The sequence below is a fragment of the uncultured Algibacter sp. genome (assembly GCF_947487605.1).
GTDB lineage: Bacteria > Bacteroidota > Bacteroidia > Flavobacteriales > Flavobacteriaceae > Algibacter_D.
This window is the reverse complement of the sequence record NZ_CANKXK010000015.1, coordinates 1-19091: the sequence shown is the minus strand read 5'-3', so window position 1 is coordinate 19091 and position 19091 is coordinate 1. Positions and strand designations below refer to the sequence as shown.

At 31.6% G+C, this 19091-nt stretch carries 20 protein-coding genes and 1 other RNA gene; 10 read left to right on the top strand and 11 right to left on the bottom strand.

Annotated elements, in window-relative coordinates; translation table 11 throughout:
* Position 1: 1 nt before the first annotated feature.
* From Q0739_RS14255 to Q0739_RS14230, 6 genes are all read right to left on the bottom strand, one after another.
* Positions 2-1084: an iron-containing alcohol dehydrogenase family protein gene (locus Q0739_RS14255; protein WP_298239408.1), complete on the bottom strand. Its 1083-nt coding sequence runs from the start codon at positions 1082-1084 to the stop codon at positions 2-4.
* A gap of 46 nt (positions 1085-1130) precedes the next feature.
* Positions 1131-1748, bottom strand: a complete 618-nt coding sequence (locus tag Q0739_RS14250; protein WP_298239407.1) for a CatA-like O-acetyltransferase — start codon at positions 1746-1748, stop codon at positions 1131-1133.
* A gap of 1 nt (position 1749) precedes the next feature.
* Positions 1750-2454 (bottom strand): HAD family hydrolase, encoded by a 705-nt coding sequence (locus Q0739_RS14245; protein ID WP_298239406.1) that lies wholly within the window; start codon positions 2452-2454, stop codon positions 1750-1752.
* Positions 2445-3173, bottom strand: coding sequence for a 3-deoxy-manno-octulosonate cytidylyltransferase (gene kdsB / locus Q0739_RS14240; protein ID WP_298239405.1), 729 nt, complete (start codon positions 3171-3173; stop codon positions 2445-2447). Before kdsB ends, Q0739_RS14245 begins: the two co-directional genes overlap by 10 nt.
* Positions 3174-3245: 72 nt before the next feature.
* Complete coding sequence (locus tag Q0739_RS14235) at positions 3246-3821, bottom strand: DUF4126 domain-containing protein (RefSeq protein WP_298239404.1); 576 nt, start codon at positions 3819-3821, stop codon at positions 3246-3248.
* A 19-nt stretch (positions 3822-3840) separates the two neighbouring features.
* Positions 3841-5265, bottom strand: a complete 1425-nt coding sequence (locus Q0739_RS14230) for an AAA family ATPase (protein ID WP_298239403.1) — start codon at positions 5263-5265, stop codon at positions 3841-3843.
* A 124-nt stretch (positions 5266-5389) separates the two neighbouring features.
* On the opposite strand from Q0739_RS14230, the gene Q0739_RS14225 reads away from it, so the two are divergent.
* The 6 genes from Q0739_RS14225 (at position 5390) to Q0739_RS14200 (ending at position 9489) form a co-directional block, all read left to right on the top strand.
* Positions 5390-6121, top strand: coding sequence for a hypothetical protein (locus tag Q0739_RS14225; RefSeq protein ID WP_298239402.1), 732 nt, complete (start codon positions 5390-5392; stop codon positions 6119-6121).
* Positions 6084-6926 (top strand): DUF3822 family protein, encoded by an 843-nt coding sequence (locus Q0739_RS14220; RefSeq protein WP_298239401.1) that lies wholly within the window; start codon positions 6084-6086, stop codon positions 6924-6926. Before Q0739_RS14225 ends, Q0739_RS14220 begins: the two co-directional genes overlap by 38 nt.
* A complete protein-coding gene (locus Q0739_RS14215) occupies positions 6926-7459 on the top strand; it encodes an RsmD family RNA methyltransferase (protein WP_298239400.1) in 534 nt (177 codons plus the stop codon). Before Q0739_RS14220 ends, Q0739_RS14215 begins: the two co-directional genes overlap by 1 nt.
* A gap of 170 nt (positions 7460-7629) precedes the next feature.
* On the top strand, positions 7630-8157 hold the full coding sequence (locus Q0739_RS14210; protein ID WP_298239399.1) for a hypothetical protein: 528 nt from the start codon (positions 7630-7632) through the stop codon (positions 8155-8157).
* Positions 8158-8187: 30 nt separating this feature from the next.
* Positions 8188-8709 (top strand): nuclear transport factor 2 family protein, encoded by a 522-nt coding sequence (locus tag Q0739_RS14205; RefSeq protein WP_298239398.1) that lies wholly within the window; start codon positions 8188-8190, stop codon positions 8707-8709.
* A gap of 27 nt (positions 8710-8736) precedes the next feature.
* The gene (locus tag Q0739_RS14200) at positions 8737-9489 is read left to right on the top strand and encodes a hypothetical protein (RefSeq protein WP_298239397.1); all 753 of its coding nucleotides are present in this window, start codon (positions 8737-8739) and stop codon (positions 9487-9489) included.
* Positions 9490-9548: 59 nt separating this feature from the next.
* On the opposite strand, the gene rnpB is transcribed toward Q0739_RS14200, so the two are convergent.
* Positions 9549-9856: RNase P RNA component class A (rnpB, locus tag Q0739_RS14195), an RNA gene on the bottom strand.
* Positions 9857-10059: 203 nt separating this feature from the next.
* Here rnpB and dnaX point away from each other — a divergent pair.
* Genes dnaX through Q0739_RS14180 form a run of 3 tightly spaced genes read left to right on the top strand, consistent with a single transcriptional unit; the run spans position 10060 to position 12971 of the window.
* Entirely contained in the window at positions 10060-11790 is a 1731-nt protein-coding gene (gene dnaX / locus Q0739_RS14190; protein WP_298239396.1) for a DNA polymerase III subunit gamma/tau, read from the top strand.
* Positions 11783-12388 carry a hypothetical protein gene (locus Q0739_RS14185; protein WP_298239395.1) on the top strand — a complete coding sequence of 202 codons (606 nt, stop codon included), beginning with the start codon at positions 11783-11785 and terminating at the stop codon, positions 12386-12388. The genes dnaX and Q0739_RS14185 overlap by 8 nt, the downstream gene beginning before the upstream one ends.
* Before the next feature lies 1 nt (position 12389).
* Positions 12390-12971, top strand: coding sequence for a tRNA-(ms[2]io[6]A)-hydroxylase (locus Q0739_RS14180; protein WP_298239394.1), 582 nt, complete (start codon positions 12390-12392; stop codon positions 12969-12971).
* On the opposite strand, the gene Q0739_RS14175 is transcribed toward Q0739_RS14180, so the two are convergent.
* The 4 genes from Q0739_RS14175 to Q0739_RS14160 all read right to left on the bottom strand — a co-directional run bounded on the left by Q0739_RS14175 (position 12968) and on the right by Q0739_RS14160 (position 17189).
* Complete coding sequence (locus tag Q0739_RS14175) at positions 12968-13498, bottom strand: porin family protein (RefSeq protein WP_298239393.1); 531 nt, start codon at positions 13496-13498, stop codon at positions 12968-12970. The two genes, Q0739_RS14180 and Q0739_RS14175, sit on opposite strands and share 4 nt — an antisense overlap.
* Positions 13499-13598: 100 nt before the next feature.
* Positions 13599-14504: a rod shape-determining protein gene (locus Q0739_RS14170; RefSeq protein ID WP_298239392.1), complete on the bottom strand. Its 906-nt coding sequence runs from the start codon at positions 14502-14504 to the stop codon at positions 13599-13601.
* 1 nt (position 14505) lies between these two features.
* Positions 14506-16569, bottom strand: coding sequence for a polyphosphate kinase 1 (ppk1, locus tag Q0739_RS14165; RefSeq protein WP_298239391.1), 2064 nt, complete (start codon positions 16567-16569; stop codon positions 14506-14508).
* A gap of 134 nt (positions 16570-16703) precedes the next feature.
* Complete coding sequence (locus tag Q0739_RS14160) at positions 16704-17189, bottom strand: histidine phosphatase family protein (protein ID WP_298239390.1); 486 nt, start codon at positions 17187-17189, stop codon at positions 16704-16706.
* A gap of 463 nt (positions 17190-17652) precedes the next feature.
* On the opposite strand from Q0739_RS14160, the gene Q0739_RS14155 reads away from it, so the two are divergent.
* Positions 17653-19091, top strand: a 1439-nt coding sequence (locus Q0739_RS14155; RefSeq protein ID WP_298239389.1) for a hypothetical protein, incomplete at its 3' end; no start/stop codon positions are given.

The following is a 19091-nucleotide window of genomic DNA, read 5'->3' as shown; positions in this document are numbered from 1 at the left end:
ATTACATTTTTAAATAAAGTTGTCTTAATTTTTTAGGCGTGATTGTTTTTTTCCAATTTTTACCAAGTGCATTTTCCCAAAGCGGTTCTAAGCTTAAAGATATTTTTATCATGGTATCTATATCTTTATCACTTAAATTGGCACAAATACCAGTAGGTAATTTAATATTGTGCTTTAGTTTCATTGCCTTAAAAAGTTTTACATCTTCTGGATAAAACTCCTCTAAATGATTAAAAACAATGCAATTACCAATACCATGTTTTGTTCCTAAAACAAAAGATAAACCATAACTCATGGCGTGAGCTACACCAACTTGCGAATAAACAATACTCATACCACCATGCCATGAAGCCATCATAAGTTGATCTTGAGCTGCTTCTAAAGATAAACTATCTTCTAGAAATATCTCTTTACATTGCGTATAAGCCATATCTCCATAACTCTTGCTAAAAGCGTTTAAGTATGTTCCATTTAACGATTCTACACAATGAATAAAGCAATCCATACCTGTATAGAACCATTGGTCTTTAGGCACATCTTTAGTCAATTCTGGATCTAAAATAACTTGGTCGAATGGTGTGAAATCTGAATTAATACCTAGTTTCTTTGTTGGACCAGTAAGTACGGTAGTTCTAGAAACTTCTGCTCCAGTCCCAGATATGGTTGGAATGCCAACATGATATAACCCTGGATTTTTTACTAAATCCCAACCTTGATAATCTTTTGTTTCTCCTTTATTTGTTAGCATAATAGCAACAGCTTTTGCTAAATCTAGCATGCTCCCGCCTCCTATTCCTATAATTCCAGATGGGCGTTCTTTACAATTTAAAATAATATCTTCAACAAGTTTATCTACCTGCGATGTTTTTGGTTCTTCTTTTGAAGATTCATAAATAATCCTATCATCATAAGATAAAGGAATTCTTGAGGTTATCCATGAATTGCTTTTAAAGACATCGTCTACAATGTAAATAAACGGGGCCTTCATGCTTAATCGCTTTGGAGCTATAACCTCGCTTAATTGATTGAAACTACCTCTGCCAAATATTACATTTGACACCATTGGAAAGTTTTTATAACTCATTTATTAATTTTCTTTTGCAAAATGTAAAAATAGCATTATTTAATTTCTACTGGTTTAAATATTCTTGAAATTTTTCTGAAAATATTCCTACATGATATCCATCTACTAAAGCATGATTTACACTTACAGAAACGTTCATTATTAATTTATCTTTAACATATGAAGCTTTGCCAAAAGCTAATTTTGGCACAGAATCTAAGGAATTTGAAACAGGTTCTTTATGTCCTGTAAAATTAAGCCATGGCATAGCAGAACAGTGTATACAATCTAAACCATTCTTGGGTGGATAAAGATCATTAGAATTTTGAATTCTAAGTTTTTCTTTCTCAAAATTATTAGTAAATATATTCAATTTTTCATGGTATTCAATAAATGAAAATCCAAAAGTATTATCGCTTCTCATAATAGTTGGCGATGCATGAATAATTTTAGGCACTATAACTTTTCCTTCTGCAATTCTATATTTAAAATTTTCAACCGCATTTATTGCTTTCATACAATCGTGTAAGTATTTAATAAAGAAACTTACATTATTTTGTTTCGAGTATTTATAAGCTTTAGTCACATCGAACGGAATAACAACCGCAAAATACGGGTCTGTTAACGACATGAAATGCTCATAATGTTTCTTTCTATTCCATGTATTTATATCTATCTCTGTCAAATTAACTCAAAAGATTTAAAATTTCATTTAAAGAATTAATGGTTTTATAAGCTTTTCCATTTGTATCTTTCTCGCTTACTTCTTCATGTGCCCATGTTGTATGAAATGGAACATGAATAGCATTAGCACCAATATTTACTAATGGTAAAACATCCGATTTTAATGAATTACCTATCATTAAAAATTCATCGGATTTTATATCTAAATGATTTAGTAATTTAGAATAATTCGTTTCTTGCTTATCGCTTAAAACCTCAATATGATGGAAATAATCGGTTAAACCAGATTTTTCTAGTTTGCGTTCTTGATCTAACAAGTCTCCTTTAGTGGCTAATATAAGCCTGTATTTTTTTGATAATGTTTTAAGTACATTTTCAACACCATCTAATAGTTCTACAGGTTTGTTTAACATCTCTTTACCAATATTTAAAATGGCATTGATAGTTTGCGATGATATATTATTATTAGACAATTCTAGGGCACTCTCAACCATAGACAGAACAAACGCTTTAACACCATATCCATATAATGGAAGGTTGTCAATTTCTTTTTTAAATAACTCTTGGTCTATTTTATTTGGTGTTTCGTACTTCGATAATAATTTGGCAAATTCCTTTTCGGCTTCGCGAAAATATGTTTCGTTAACCCAAAGGGTGTCATCGGCATCAAAGCCTATAACCTTTATGTTTTTATAATTTACTTCCATAACTTTCTTGCACGATCCAAATCTGCTGGCGTATCAATTTCTACACCTTCAACATCTGTTTCAACCATTTTAATACGTTTGCCATATTCTAAATAGCGTAACTGCTCAAGCTTTTCTGAGGCTTCTAAGGTTAACATTGGTAAATTGTAAAAATCTAGAATGGCTTGTTTTCTAAAGGCATAAACTCCTTTATGTTTATAGTATTTTACTGGAACACTTTTATCTCTTGCATAGGGTATTGGGCTTCTAGAAAAATATAATGCGAAATTTAATTTATCTACAATAACTTTAACCGTATTTGGGTTTTTAATTTCTTCTTCATTAGTAATATGTACCATTAGAGATGCTAAGTCTATCTGCTTATTTGTGTCATTTTTAAAAGCATCTATTAGCATACTTAATGAATTTTTATCTGTAAAAGGTTCATCTCCTTGTACATTAATAATAACATCAATATCCATGTTTTCTACTGCTTCTGCTATTCTATCACTTCCGCATTTATGTTCTTTGATACTCATTATGGCTTTTCCACCATTATTAACAACTTCATCAAAAATAATTTTACTATCTGTAACCACAAAAACATCATCAAACAATTTGGTAGCAACAGTTGCCTCGTAAGTTTGCATAATAACTGTTTTGCCTCCAAGGTCTTGCATAAGTTTTCCTGGGAAACGAGATGCACCATAACGTGCTGGAATCATAGATATTATTTTCATGTATTGGTTTAAATTGTTTTTGAAAACTATATAATAAAGGATAATTATTTAATTTCAAAAATAGTATAATTATTATTGCTTTTGTTCTTTAGGGGATTTAAACTTTTTGAAGATTTTAAAAATTATAAATAAAATAATGATTACAAAAATAAGGGCTAAAACTGGTAAAAATATTGACATAATAGACATGATAGCAGCTGTACCAGTTTCGATTGTAGAAACTACAGGATTAGCTAAACCTCCTGTTGTTACTGTTGATGCTAAGCGCGTAGTACTTGAAGAACCAGCAATTGCAGCCGCTGTACCTCCACCTGCAATAATGGCTAAAGACCAAGTAATAACTGGGCTTAAATCGGCTACTGTTGAAAGCATTACGGCTGTTCCTGCCAATGCTGCCAGAGGAACCGCAATACTATCTAATAAATTATCTATATATGGAATAAAATAGGCGCCTATCTCTACCAACGTTGCTACACCTAATGTTACCAACGCGGTTGTGCTACCAACCCATTGCCAAGATTCGTTAAGTTGCCAAACATCAAAATACGATGCTAAACTTAACACAAATAAAGGTAAAAATACTCGAAAGCCAACCGATGCTGCTAAGCCAACACCAAGGCAAATACTAATTATGGTTTCTACTGTCATGTTTAATAATTATCAAAAACTATTCCTCAAAAAAAATGTCTTTAAAGCCTATAAGATATAACTTTTCCTTTGCTCTTGTAACTGCGGTATACAACCATCTTAAATAATCTTTATCTATACCATTTGGTAAATAGGGCTGCTCTACAAAAACCGTATTCCATTGGCCACCTTGCGATTTATGGCATGTTATGGCATAAGAAAATTTTACTTGTAATGCATTAAAGTGTTTGCTTGCTTTAACTTTTAAAAATTTTTTATAGTTGCTTGTTTCATTTTCAAAATCTTTCATAACTTCTTGATATAGTCTATTAGACTCTTCATAGGGTAAAGATGGTGTTTCAGCATCAATAGTATCTAACAACAATACCGTTTCAAATGGGCGCATTCTTGGGTAATCTACCATGCGTACTTTTACTTCCGCGAAGCGAAAACCATAAAGTTCTTCTATTTTAAAAATTTCGAGAACCTCGATTATATCTCCATTAGCTATAAAACCAGCCTCAGTTGTTGGCTTAATCCAGAAATAATTGTTTTTAACAACCATTAAGTAATCTCCGGTGGTTAATTCGTTTTCATTAAATAAAATACGACTTCGTATTTGCTGGTTATACATGTTAGCTCGCTTATTGCTTCTAACAATTATGGCTGTTTCTTCGTTACCTAAATTACTATAAGCATCGTTAATAGCATCCATAATTTCGTAGCCATCAATAAGTCTAATAATATCTTTATATCCATTCAAATTAAATTTAAAAGTCTCATAAAATGCATGTGCTATTGCCTCGCGCAATAATGTCGCATTTTCCAGAATGCCTGAATTTTGTTCTTGTCTTACAACTTCATCAAGCTCCATTTTGGTAACTTCTTTATTGTAATTTAATGCCAGCAAATTTTCATCTAAAGCAGGGCTTAAATCTAATTTTACAGGTGGTAGTTGTGCTGTATCTCCTATTAATAGAAGTTTACATTGGTGACCAGAATACACGTACTGCATCAAATCGTCTAATAACGATCCGTTTTCAAATAACTTAGATTCTCCTGGAGTATCAGGCACCATGGAAGCTTCGTCTACAATAAAAAGGGTGTTTTTATGCTTGTTTGGTTGTAAAATAAATTTGACACCTCCACCCTTTTCTTTTTTTGGAAAATATATTTTTTTATGAATGGTAAAGGCCTCCTTTCCTGAATAATTAGATATCACTTTTGCGGCTCTTCCTGTTGGAGCCATTAAAACAGCGCTCTTTTTCGCTTTCCATAAGTTTGTAACAATAGAACCAACTATTGTTGTTTTTCCAGTTCCTGCATAGCCTTTAAGTACATATAGATTGTTGGGTTCTTTGCTAAAAATAAATACCGCAAGCTGCTGTAATACAATATCTTGCTTTAGTGTAGGTTCAAAAGGGAACTGCTGTTTTATAATGGAATAAAATTCGGATGATGTCATTTACAATTTGAAACAAATTAGAAATAATTCAAAGATAGAAATGATTTTTACCTGCAATGCTTTTACGATTAAAAAAAAATTGTAGATTTGCTAAAACCGTTAATTTAATTTTAAAACATCAAATATGATTTTTTACGTTATCCTTGCAATCGCAGTAACCATTGGCTTAGTTTGGTTAGTTGATAAATTTATACCTTCTAAGTTTAGACCAATTGTAATGGTTGTACTATGGGTTATTATTGGGTTTTTAGCCTATAATACTTTTATGTCTGTATATATGCCTATTCAATTTAATACCGAAAAGAATAAACGTTATGCTAAGGTAATTGAAAGTTTAGAAGACATAAGAGATGCACAATTAGCGCATAGACAAGTAACAGGTAAGTTTGCTGGAAATTTTGATGGCCTTGTAAAGTTTATTGATACAGCAAAATTTACTATTACACAGCGTCGTGATTCGACGGTTATAGATGAAGAAGCGAATAGAAGATTTGGGTTAAATTCTATGACTAAAGAAATTGTGGTTATTGATACATTAGATTTTGTATCGATAAAAGATTCGTTATTTGGTGCAGATCCAAGGTATAAGACAATGATGAATGTTCCAGTTGGTGAAGAAGGCGCTAAATTTGATCTTAAAGCAGGTTTCTTAGAGCAAAATGATATAAAAATACCTGTATTTGAAGCTTCAGTAAAGAAAGCAGTTATTTTGTTTGATCAAGATAAAGATCTAATTAATGCTGAAAATCAAGTAGTATCTGTTGAAGGTGTAAATGGTGATGCCCTTAAAGTAGGTTCAATGGATGAAGTAAATACTAATGGAAACTGGCCAAAAGTATATGGCACAAACGACTAATACAGTAAAAAAAATAATCAATCTAGAACTGTCCATTCAAATTAGTTTGAGTGGACTTTCTTTTTGTATTCTACAGAAAAAAGAAAATAAGGTTTCTTTCCTAAAACATGTTGATTTTGATAAAAAATTAAACCCTTTTGAAGTTTTAGACAATCTTAAAAATTGTTTTGATTCCGAGGAAGAACTTCAACAAGAGTTTTCCGCGGTAAACGTTATTCATACAAATGAGATTTCCACACTAGTTCCGAAACCTCTATTTAAAGAAGATTGTTTAGCAGATTATTTGAAGTTTAATTCTAAAATTTTAAAATCAGATTTTATTTCATTCGACGATATTAAAATAAATGATTCTGTTAATATCTATGTCCCTTATGTAAATATAAATAACTATATCTACGAAAAATTCGGCGCATTTATTTATAAGCACTTTTCAACTATTTTAATAGACAACATTTTATTAGCTGAAAAAAAAGCGGAAACACTTAAAATATATGTTCATGTAGACAAAGGGCATTTTGAAATATTAGTTTTAAATAAAGGAAAACTTACCTTATACAATACGTTTGAATATAGTACTAAAGAAGATTTTATTTATTACATTCTCTTTACTTGTGAACAATTACAATTAAATCCAGAAACTATAGATCTTATTCTTCTAGGTAATATTACAAAAGATGATGAGTTCTATAACATCGCTTATAAATACGTTAGGCATGTTACTATTAGTGATAGACCAGACAATATTACACTAGAAGGTAGTTTTACTTCTAATAAATCAGATTATATCTTACTAAATAGCTTTTAATGCGTATCATTTCTGGATTATATAAAAGCAGAAAAATAACTGCTCCTAAAAATTTACCCGTTCGCCCTACAACCGATATGGCAAAGGAATCCTTGTTTAATATTTTAAATAATCATTATTATTTTGATGATATTACTGTTTTAGACCTTTTTGCAGGAACGGGTAATATAAGTTACGAGTTTGCTTCACGCGGGACTAAAGATATATTATGTGTAGATCAAGATTTTGGATGCATTAAATTCATCAACCAAACTGCTGAAACTTTTAAGATGCCGATAAAAACCATTAAAAGCGATGTGTTTAAATATTTAGAAAAAGCCACTATAAAAAGTGATGTTATTTTCGCCGACCCACCTTATAATTTATTAGATGAGCAATTTTATAAAATTCCAGAATTAGTTTTTAAGAATGAATTGCTATTGGATGAAGGTATTTTAATAGTAGAACATTCAAAGCAAACAGACTTATCTAATTTAGAACATTTCAAATACTCAAAAAGCTATGGCGGTAATGTTTTTAGCTTTTTCGAATAGTCTTCTTAATACAAATTTATTTTATATTTCCTTTTTTTTCAGTACTTTAGAAGTCTCCTTAAAAGATAGCATCCAAAATCTATCATACCTATAATCAATGTTTGCATTAGTTTTGTGCAAATCCCTCTTATCTATTGGAAGCTATTTATTAACCAAAACCATATTAACCAATGAAAAAACTTTTATTACTAGGTTTGGCAATAATTCTATTTATTGCTTGCCAAAATCAACCGCAGCGCTATTTTTCTGAATCTGCAGAAATAGCATCCTTTAAAACAAGCTTAGAACAATATAAAAATGGTGAGTGGGACACTTGGAGTGCCCACTTTGCAGACACTACAAAATTTCATGTGAATTCTAATAAGGGTATCTCATTAGAAGAATTTAAAAATGGGCAACACGGTATAACCTCAAATTTTTCCAGTTATGGCTTTTTAGAAAAAGGGTCTTTTGCAGAAATGGTTATCGATAAAGATGATGAAACTTGGGTAAACTATTGGGCCACATGGCAAGGGACACTTAAAGCCAATGATAAAAAAATTAATATACCTGTACATATTACCTGCAGATATATTGATGGTAAAGTAGTAGATTTTTATAATTACTGGGATTCGGCACCTTTAACAACTGCATTAGCCGAAATAGAAGCAGCAAAAGAGGCAGCCGCTGCAGTAGAAGAAGAAGAGAAAGAAGAATAATTTATTGACTAACTAAAAATAATTTTAAAAATGAAAAAACTTTTTTTACTAGGACTTACTTTAGTCTTATTTATGGCTTGTCAAGAACAAAAGCCACAACGCTATTTTGCAGATTCAGCAGAAATAGAAACCTTGAAATCTGGTATAAAAGCTTATGAAGCTGGTGATTGGAATACTTGGAAAAGCCATTTTGCTGATACAGCAAAAGTATTTGTTAATTCTATTAAACCTATAAGTATAGAAGAAAGAGCAAATGGATTACAAGAAATGGCTAGTGCCATGTCTTCTTATGGATTTAACCATGACAAAGAATTTATTGAAATGGTGCTAGACAAAGAAGATGAAACTTGGGTTTATTATTGGGCAGCTCATAAAGCTACAATTGCAGCAAACGGTAAGGAATTAATAATACCAGTTCATTTAGCCGTTCAATTTGTTGAAGGTAAAATAGTTGAAGAACATGTTTACTTTGATGGCACAACTATGAATGCAGAATTTGCTGCTTTGGCTCAAGCTGAAGCTGCTGCTGCCGAAGAATCAGCCGAAGAATAATTTACTAACTAACCCAAAATAATAATTATGAAAACAATTAAGAACACAATTTTACTACTAGTTACATTATGTTTTGCATTCAATAATAATTATGCACAAAAAATGTATAATGTGCATCAAGACAATGTTAAACCTTCCATGATGATGGAATATGAAAAGATTGCAAAAAAGTTCCATGATGCATGTGAAAAGCATAATCCAGATACAAGTTGGTTAGCAGTTTCTACTGATGATTTTACTTATATGTATGTAACACCAATTGAAAATTTTGCAGATTTAGATAAACGCCCAATGGCAGAAATGGCAAAAGCTATGGGTGACGACTTTGGTAAAATGTTTGAAGAGTTCGATAAATGCTACGACTCGCATGGGAATTATATAATTACATTAGACGAGAAGCTTAGCTATATGCCAGATGGTATTTCGCAAGCTCAAGAAGGACAAGACAATAGAAATTTCTATTATATACATTATGCTCCTAAAAATGGAAAAAATCTTTGGGAAGCAATGAAAGCCGTTAAAGATATGTTTGCTGAGAAAGGTTCTAAAAGTTATTATAGAGTTTACAGAACAGGTTTTGGTTCTATGGACAACTTCTATATGGTAGCTATTTCTAGTGAAAATAAAATACATGCGGCAGAAAAAGAAAAGGCAAACGAAGAACTATTAGGTCCAGAACGTTATGAAGTATTCCAAAAAGTTTTAGCAAATGCAACTAAAATGGAAGAAGTTACAGGATTAATTAGAAGAGATCTTTCCTATTCAGCTAAAAAAGAATAATAAAATTTAAGCTTTATTTTTAACTAAAACCCTTCTTAAATTTTAAGAAGGGTTTATTATTTCTAAGTAAATCTATAAGCCGAATTTTGTACTCCAAGGAGCCCTTATCATTTATCTGAATGCATTGTTACCAATACACTTTAGCTGTCTACCCTCTAACATCGAGCGTGCAGCCCTCAAGTGTTAGTTTACATGACATTGCACCACATAGAGTTTACCTGGTTTCACTACAGCATTACCTGTACATACTTTCTGTTGCACTTTTCCTAACCTCTCGGCTGGTGGCTGCTAACCACTATGTTGCACTATGGTGTTCGGACTTTCCTCCATCTCGATAAATCGAAACAGCGATAAGGCGATTTACTTCGGGTAAAAGTACATAAATTGTTAATAACTCATACTAAATTCTACGTTGCTAATTCTAATTTCTAAATTGAATTTTTAACTTTGTTATTTACTAATGTCATTTCGAGATTTAATTGAAATATATCGAGAAACATTTTTAAATAAAGTTTACTTATTTTCGATACAATTTTCTATCGAAAATCACTGAAACAGACGTAAATATCAATGGAACACTTTGTAGTATCGGCTAGAAAATATAGACCACAAACATTTAAAGATGTTGTGGGTCAGCAGGCCATTACAAATACTTTATTGAATGCTATTGAAAATAATCATTTAGCACAAGCATTATTATTTACAGGCCCTCGTGGTGTTGGTAAAACAACTTGCGCCCGTATTTTAGCTAAAATGATTAACAACGATGGGAATGAAACTGGAAATGAAGATTTTGCGTTTAATATTTTCGAATTAGATGCCGCATCTAATAATTCTGTAGATGATATAAGAAGTCTAACAGATCAGGTTCGTATTCCGCCACAAGTTGGAAAATACAAAGTTTATATTATTGATGAGGTGCATATGCTTTCGCAAGCTGCTTTTAATGCTTTTCTAAAAACCTTAGAAGAACCACCAAAGCATTGTATTTTCATTTTAGCAACTACAGAAAAGCATAAAATTATACCTACTATTTTATCGCGTTGTCAAATATTCGATTTTAAGCGCATTACAGTTAAGGACGCAAAAGGATATTTAAAATATATAGCCGAACAACAACAAGTTTCTGCTGAGGATGATGCACTTCATATAATAGCTCAAAAAGCAGACGGTGCGATGCGAGATGCCTTATCAATTTTTGATCGTGTTGTTAGTTTTTCTGGTAAAAACCTAACTAGAAAGGCCGTTACCGAAAATTTAAACGTCTTAGACTACGAAACTTATTTTAAGAGTACAGATCTTATATTAGAAAATAAAATACCAGAGCTTTTACTTCAGTTTAATAATACATTGTCTAATGGCTTTGATGGGCATCATTATATTGCTGGTTTAGCTTCTCACTTTAGAGATTTATTGGTTTGTAAAACACCTCAGACTATCGAATTGTTAGAAGTAGGTGATCAAACCAAGCAAAAATATTTAGAACAGTCGCAAAAAACATCACAAGAGTTTCTTCTTAAAGGCATTAATTTAGCTAATGACTGTGATCTCAAATATAAAACAAGCAAAAACCAACGCTTACTAGTTGAGTTATGTATCATGCAGCTTGCCTCTATCACTTTTGATGGAGAAAAAAAAAATAGCAAAAACTATATAATTCCACCTTCATATTTTATAAACAAAGGTATTACACCAATTCCAGTTGTAAAACCAGAAATTCAAGTACAAAAAAGTGAGAAGCCTACTTCTGCTCCAGAAGTAAAGGAAATAGAAGAAAACTTGCCTATTAGCGAGCCTGTTACAGTACTGGAACCCCCAAAGATAATTTTAAATCGAGAAAAAAAATCTCCATCAGCCTTATCGCTTAGTAGTATAAGAGCAAAGAAAGAACATCAAATAAAACAAATGGAAGTTGTTATTGATGAAGAAAATTTGCCATCAGATCCATTTACAGAAAATGAACTTATAGAAGTTTGGAATAAATATACCGATGAATTAAAAGATAGCGGAAAACACAATTTGGCTTCTATCTTATCTATTGATAAGCCAAAAGTGAAAGAAACCACAATATATTTAGAATTCCCAAATGAAACTAATAAAGTAGAACTAGAGCGCCAACAATACAATCTACTATCTTTTGTTAGAAAATCATTAAATAATTTTGATATCAATTTATCTATTAGTGTTAATGAAGTTTTAGAAAAGAAATATGCTTACACTGCCGAAGATAAGTACCATAAATTAAAAGAGAAAAACCCTAATATTGAATTACTAAAGAAAACATTTAACTTAGATGTTTAAAGCTTTATTACATAAATTACCACTAATATTTGTTCTATTTGGCATTGTGCTTTGTAGTTGTGATGGAAGAAAATCTAAAAACGATTTATTAAAAGAGTCTATAATCAAATTCAAGGATTCTATAGAACCCATAGAGATTGTAAAGTATTTTCCAAAAGAATATGAGGAAACTCAGACAGATACTATTCTAAGTAACGGGTATGCGGTTCACATAAAAGCATATGTTAGTATGAAGGATGCGGTTAGTAATGAGTATCAAATTGACAGTAAAACAACTATAAAAGATGTTTTTAGAAAAAGGTTATATGAAATAAATGTTGAAAGAGAAGGTGTACTTATTTTCAATAAATTAATTAACACCAATTTCTTTAGCAGTCACGGAAAAATAGAAAAACTGAATCTATCAAAAACCATAGTTAATAACATAGAGGTTAATCAAGAGCTTTCAATGCAAGATAATCTGTTTTTAACTGCCGAAATAGTTAATGTATCCTCTGAAAAGGCTAAATACTATAAACACACCTTCTTCAACATAATAATAGATTCTAAAGGAATTCATCAACTAAATAAGTTACACACATTCAAAAATTTAATTTAAAATGCTTGGACTTAAATTACCAACAGACCCAAGATGGGTTAACATCGTTGAAAAAAATATTGAAGAAATATTAACAGACCATGCATTTTGCGAACAAAAGGCAACAAGTACGGCTATTTCATTAATAGTTAGTTTTCCTGAGTATACTGAGCTTGTACAAGAAATGGTAGCCTTGGTAAAAGAAGAAATTAGCCATTTTAAAATGGTACACGACAAAATTATTGAGCGCGGGTGGACTTTAGGGCGAGATAGACGTGATGATTATGTAATTCAATTAGTGAAATTTTTTCCTAAAGGCGGTAGTAGAACAACACAATTGGTGCATCGTTTGTTGTATGCTGCTTTAATAGAAGCAAGGAGTTGCGAACGTTTTAGATTACTTTCAGAAGAATTAGAAGAAAAAGAACTCGCCGAATTTTATAGAAAATTAATGGTTAGCGAAGCAAATCATTATACTATGTTTTTAGGATTTGCTAGAAAGTACGGTAATAAAAAAGAAGTTGACACCAAATGGCAACAACTTCTTGAATATGAATCTAAAATTATATCAAACCTCGGTAAAACCGAAGCAATTCATGGTTAAAACTTAAAACCAAATCCGAATTGAATATTCGAATTCTTAGCCTCAATAACTTGGTCATCATCTAGAACATTAGATAGTCCTACAGTATATCTAGCATCAACAAATAATTGATGAGATATTTTAAATTCTAAACCGCCAACGCCAGAGTAAGCAAAATTTCTTATACCATCTTCATATTCATGTATTTTTACTCCTACTTGAGGACCAACTCCTAAATGGAATTTTTCGCTTAGTCTAAATTTTAAATATAAAGGAACTTGTAAATAATCTAATCTAATGGCTTCATCCTTTCCTCCTTCAGAAGAAAACTGAAGCTCTGGTGAGAATAAAACAGATTTTGATAAACCAAATTCTCCAAAGAATCCAATCATAAATCCGTTTCTATGTTTATTTACAAATGTTGCGTCTGGGTCAAAATCCATATTAGATATATTTAGACCTGCACGTACTCCGTATTTAGTGTCTTGGGAAAATCCATAAATGGTTGAAAAACCAACAAGTACAGCTAAGATTAATGTTTTTTTCATAATTAATAGGTTTGGGTTAATGTTTAATAGCAAACAATTATGCAGCGAATATAATTTTTTTTGCTAAAAGTAAAATATTTTAAAGGTGAATTGCAGAATTTTACTGTGTATTGCTTGAAACTGTATCGTAGTATATACTTTTTATAATACCATCTGCCAATCCAATTTTGGGAACGTAAATGTTTTTTGCACCACTCCATTTCATTGCAGAAAGGTAAATTCGCATAGCAGGAATAATAACATCTGCCCTATCTTGATTAAGTGCTAACTCGGTGATGCGTTCTTCATACGAGTAGGTTTGAAGCGTGTTATAGTAGGAAGTCATGTAGAAATATGATAATGGTTTTCCCATGGATTTTCCTGAAATCTTGAAAATTTTATTAATGTTTCCTCCAGAACCAATAACATCAATTTTATGGTATGCTTTGGCATTAAAACCAATCCAAGCTTGTAAATCCTGCCAATCTTCTTTTTTCACCATATCGTTAAGCAGTCTTACAGTTCCTATTTTAAACGACCTAGACGCTACTTGATTTCCTCTATGAATAACTGTAAACTCGGTACTTCCACCACCAACATCAACATATAAATAGGTTTTGTTAGGGTCAATATATTTGTTCAAATCTGTAGCAGCAATAATAGCTGCTTCTACCTCTCCACCTATAACATCAATGCTTAAACCAGTCTGCTCTAATACCAAATCGACAACGTCTTTGCCGTTAAGTGATTCTCTCATAGCAGATGTAGCACAAGCCTTATATTTAACTACTTTATGCGATTTCATTAATAATTTAAAAGCTAGCATGGTATCAAGAATTCGCTGCGTGTTTTCTTTTGAAATTTTATTCTTTATAAAAACATCTGCGCCCAATCGAATAGGTACTCGAACCAGAGAATTCTTTTTGAATTGAACAGGCTTTCCTTTTTGTTCTATGATATTTGAAATAAGCAAACGAACTGCATTTGATCCAATATCGATTGCTGCATATTTTTTTATTGATAACATACTAGCTTTGTAATTTTTTTTGATAATAATCATATAAAGCAAACTGAGATCTAACTTTCTCATTATCATCAACTTTATAAGCATTATCTTGTGAAGCACTTAAAATACGTGCTTTTACATTATCGCTCCAAGAAATATTGAAATGATCAATAATTTGTTGCTTAATGTCTTCATCGTATATAGGGCAACTAACCTCTACTCGATTATATATATTTCTTGTCATCCAATCTGCAGATGAAATGTAAACTTTGTTTTCTCCATTATTGCCAAAAATATACAATCTTGAATGTTCTAAAAATTTATCTACAACACTAATAACTTCAATATTTTCACTCATGCCTTCAACGCCAGGGATTAAACAACAAATACCCCTAACTATCATTTGAATTTTAACACCCGCTCTACTCGCTTCATATAATTTATCAATCATTTTATAGCTGGAAATGCTATTCATTTTAAGCCTAATAATACCATTGTTATAAAGTTTGGCATTTTCAATTTCTTTATCAATCAATTTATGAATCGAGCTTTCCGTATAGTGTGGCGAGGTAATAAGGTGTTTATATCTATAAATTTTATAGTTAGTTTCAAAGAAGTTAAAAATTTTATTGACATCCTTCAAAATACTTTGATCTGAAGTAAATAAAGTGTGATCGGTATATATTTTCGCGGTAGATTCGTTGAAGTTACCAGTACTAATGAAACCATAACGTTTTAGCTTTTTACCTTCTTCTCTTTCTACTACACACATTTTACTATGTACTTTTAATCCAGCAACACCAAAAATCAAGTTCACGCCTTCATCTTCCATTTGTTGTGCGTAGTCAATATTGGCTTGCTCATCAAATCGCGCTCGTAACTCGATAGAAACAGTTACGGTTTTACCATTTATGGCAGCATTAATTAATGAACTAGCTATATGAGATATTTGGGCTAAGCGGTAAATAGTAATTTTTATAGTTTTTACTTTCGGATCTAATGCTGCTTCACGTAAAAACTTAACTACGTAAGAAAAAGTTTGATAGGGCGCATAAAGCAAATAATCTTTTTCGGCAATTGCTTCAAAAATACTCGCTTCAAAACTTAATCCTTTTATTGGAAGCGGTTCTATTTTATCGTAAAGCAAATCGGTTCTTCCTAAGCTTGGAAAACTCATATAATCTCGCCTATTATGATAACGTCCACCAGGAATAATGCTATCAGTATCTTCAATACCCATTTTCGACATTAAATACTGTAGTGTTTCTTTATCTATTGTTTTGTCATAAACAAATCTTACAGGCTCTCCAATCTCCCTATGTTTTACACTATCTGAGATTTTATCAATAAAACTTTTACTTAAATCGCTTTCAAAATCAAGTTCTGCATCACGTGTTATTTTAATCATGTGAGCAGAAACACTTTTATAATCGAAGATGTTAAAAATATCAGCCAAACAATGCCTAAGAAGATCGTCTATCATTATTATATAGCTCTTATCTCCTTGTTTTGGTAGCTCGACAAATCTATTTATATTCTTTGGTATCTCTATAAGCGCGAATTGTTTAGTATCATCTGCCATAAACATTTTAACTGCTAAATACGCACCACTATCTTTTAAGTTTGGAAGTCTTACATCATCATTTAATATTATGGTAACCAATGCAGGACTTACCTTTTGAATAAAATATCGTTTAATAAAATCGTGCTGATTCGCATCAATTTGGTTTTCGTCAATAATATATATATCCTCTTTTTCAAGACAAGATTTAATATTATTTAAAGCTTTCAAGCTTTTACTTTGCTGTTTAATAACAATTTGAGTAATTATTTCTAATAACTCCTTTGCTTTAATACCACCAAGCTCACTTTTACCACCTTTACCTGCTTCAACAATACGTTTAACTGTAGCGTATCTTACTTTAAAAAATTCATCTAAATTATTAGAAAAAATACCTAAAAAGCGTAATCTTTCTATCAAAGGAACATTTAAATCTGAAGCTTCTTGAAGTACTCTTTCGTTAAATTGTAACCAACTTATCTCTCTATTTATGTATGTATTGTCCACATCGGGGCTTGGAGTCATGCTTATCTATTCTAATTATTCACAAATATATTGTATTTGAGAATAAATTTAGTCTAAATATATTTGATTATTGAAATTAAATTTCGTGAATAATAGTCGTAATATATATAGTGGAATTATTTTAATTTTACAATTCACTTTAAATCCCTAGGAAATAATGCATCAATTGTTTTACCAGGTTTTAAATCTTTCCAGTTTTCTATTTCAAACTCAATTATTACTACACCACAAGTGGGTACGTTCTCTATATATTTATCGCCATATGAGTTTACAAAGGCTGTTATAGCATGATTATGCCCGAAAACCATAAGTCTATCTACTTTAGAATTACAGTTTTTAATTGTGTTTATTAAATTATAACCAGAAAAATCATATAATTCATGGCTGTATTCAATAATTTTACTGTCTATTTTTAGAGTTTTTATAAATTGAGCCGCTGTTAATTTGGTTCGATTAGCATCACTAATCATAACTTTATTAGGATTTAACCCTTTGTTTATGAAGTAATTTGATACCATTTTAGAATCGGAAACACCGCGATTATTTAGTGGTCTTTCATGATCAATTACATCATGCTTCCATGATGATTTTGCATGTCTTATTAAAATTAAGGTTTTCATAAAAAGTCGGTAAAGAGTTAATTTTTATCGATAAAATGTTGTTTTTCTCGTTTAAAAGGATTTTATTTGCTTATTATAATGATAAAAGTATCAACTTTAAGTACTAAATTAAAAAGAATTATGGATTGAAAACACTTTAAAGACTATAGATTTAATAATATGTAGTCGTTAAATCATAAAAATAACCCGATTAAACGAGACAGAAACACCTCTTGTCGACTTTTTGAGTGATTTAACATATTTTTTTGAATTAATAATAACATATACGTTGTTTTGTTCTAGCTATTAACTGACTGAAAGATGACCCCAAATCTAATTTCACATACAAAGTTCTTGACGACCTTAATAGGCGTCTTTCCCTCATTACTTTTTAATAATAACGAAACATGCATGGTTAGCAATGAAGCTAGACCATGATTTATATATTTAAAAGTTGCTAAAGTCAATACAAATCTACAAGCTTATGAAAACTAATACTTATAAGAGTAATTTAAAATCACTTTTTGTTATGCTCTTCTTTTTGAGCGTAACTCTTGGTTATTCTCAGAACATTTTGTCACCTTACCCTGGTGGTCCTTGTATAGACCCTTCAGCTAATTGTACAGCGAGTTCCACTAAAATTAATGGAGCTTATATTGGTTTAGCCGATGGAACACCAATAACCGATGATAACGTTGGTAGCTTACCAGACAACACAGTCGCTTATGTATTTGTTGAGGTACAAAGAACAGGTAATAAATTCGACTTATACGTCGAGTTTAATTTAATTGACCTGTCAGACGGAGGTATGAATATCTTTGTTCAAGCTTTTGCTCCTGGGAGCGTTGTTACTGCCGATTATAGAGTTGATGTTCCTATTACTGATTACATTACAAATGGAGAGGTAAACACGGTATATGGCTTAGAAAACATAATAGTATCTTGGGACAACACAAATGATAGTGAACCAACTTGTTTGGTGCCAAATTATTCTGCATGTAATGGAAACATTCCAAACATAATCGCAGTTGGTCCTTTTAAAGCTTTTGCTGAATACGATCCTATTTTATGTAATGGCGATACTACCGAAGTAACTATTAGTGCTAGTGGTGGTGTTGAGCCATATACTGGAACTGGAACTTTTACTGTTGGCGCTGGTACTTATAATTATTTAGTATCGGACAGTGATGGGCATTCAGAAAATTTAGAAGTTATTATCTCTGAGCCTTCTTTATTGGTGAATACACCAAGCGCACCAACCTTAGCTTGTTCTGCTGATGATGTAAACGTAACTTTTACAGCAAGTGGTGGTACTCCTCCTTACTCATATATTATTGATGGAAATGATACTGGCGGAATTCCTAACTGGACTACTCCAATTTTGACTTTTAATGGGGCTTCCGAAGGTACTATTACGGTTACTTTTGAAGATGCTAATGGTTGTACTGCTCAAAATAGCGTTACGCTAACTGCGGGGGATACTACAGCTCCTACGGTTACAGGCACCATAGATAATACAATTCTTGAAGGCTGTTCTGCTTCTGATGCACCTTCCGCAGAAACAACTGTTTCTGGATTGGAAGGTCTAGCTGGTAATTTATCTATTACAGACAATGTAAGTTTAGATGCAAACCTTACTGTTTCAAGTAGTGATGCAGCTTCTGGGTCTTGTCCAATTACTATTGTTAGAACTTATACTGTATCTGATGAATGTCTTAATGAAAGCTTAGATTTTACCCACACTTTTATAATCAATCAATCAGACTTCACCTTGCCTTCCGATGGAGCGAGTACGGTTGATTGCCTTGTCAATGCACAGGTGCAACCAACGCCTCCTGCCGTGGACGATGCTTGTGGTAACCCTATCACTCCTACACTGGTAACCACTCCTAGTGATATCCCTTGTGCTGGTGATATGGTATG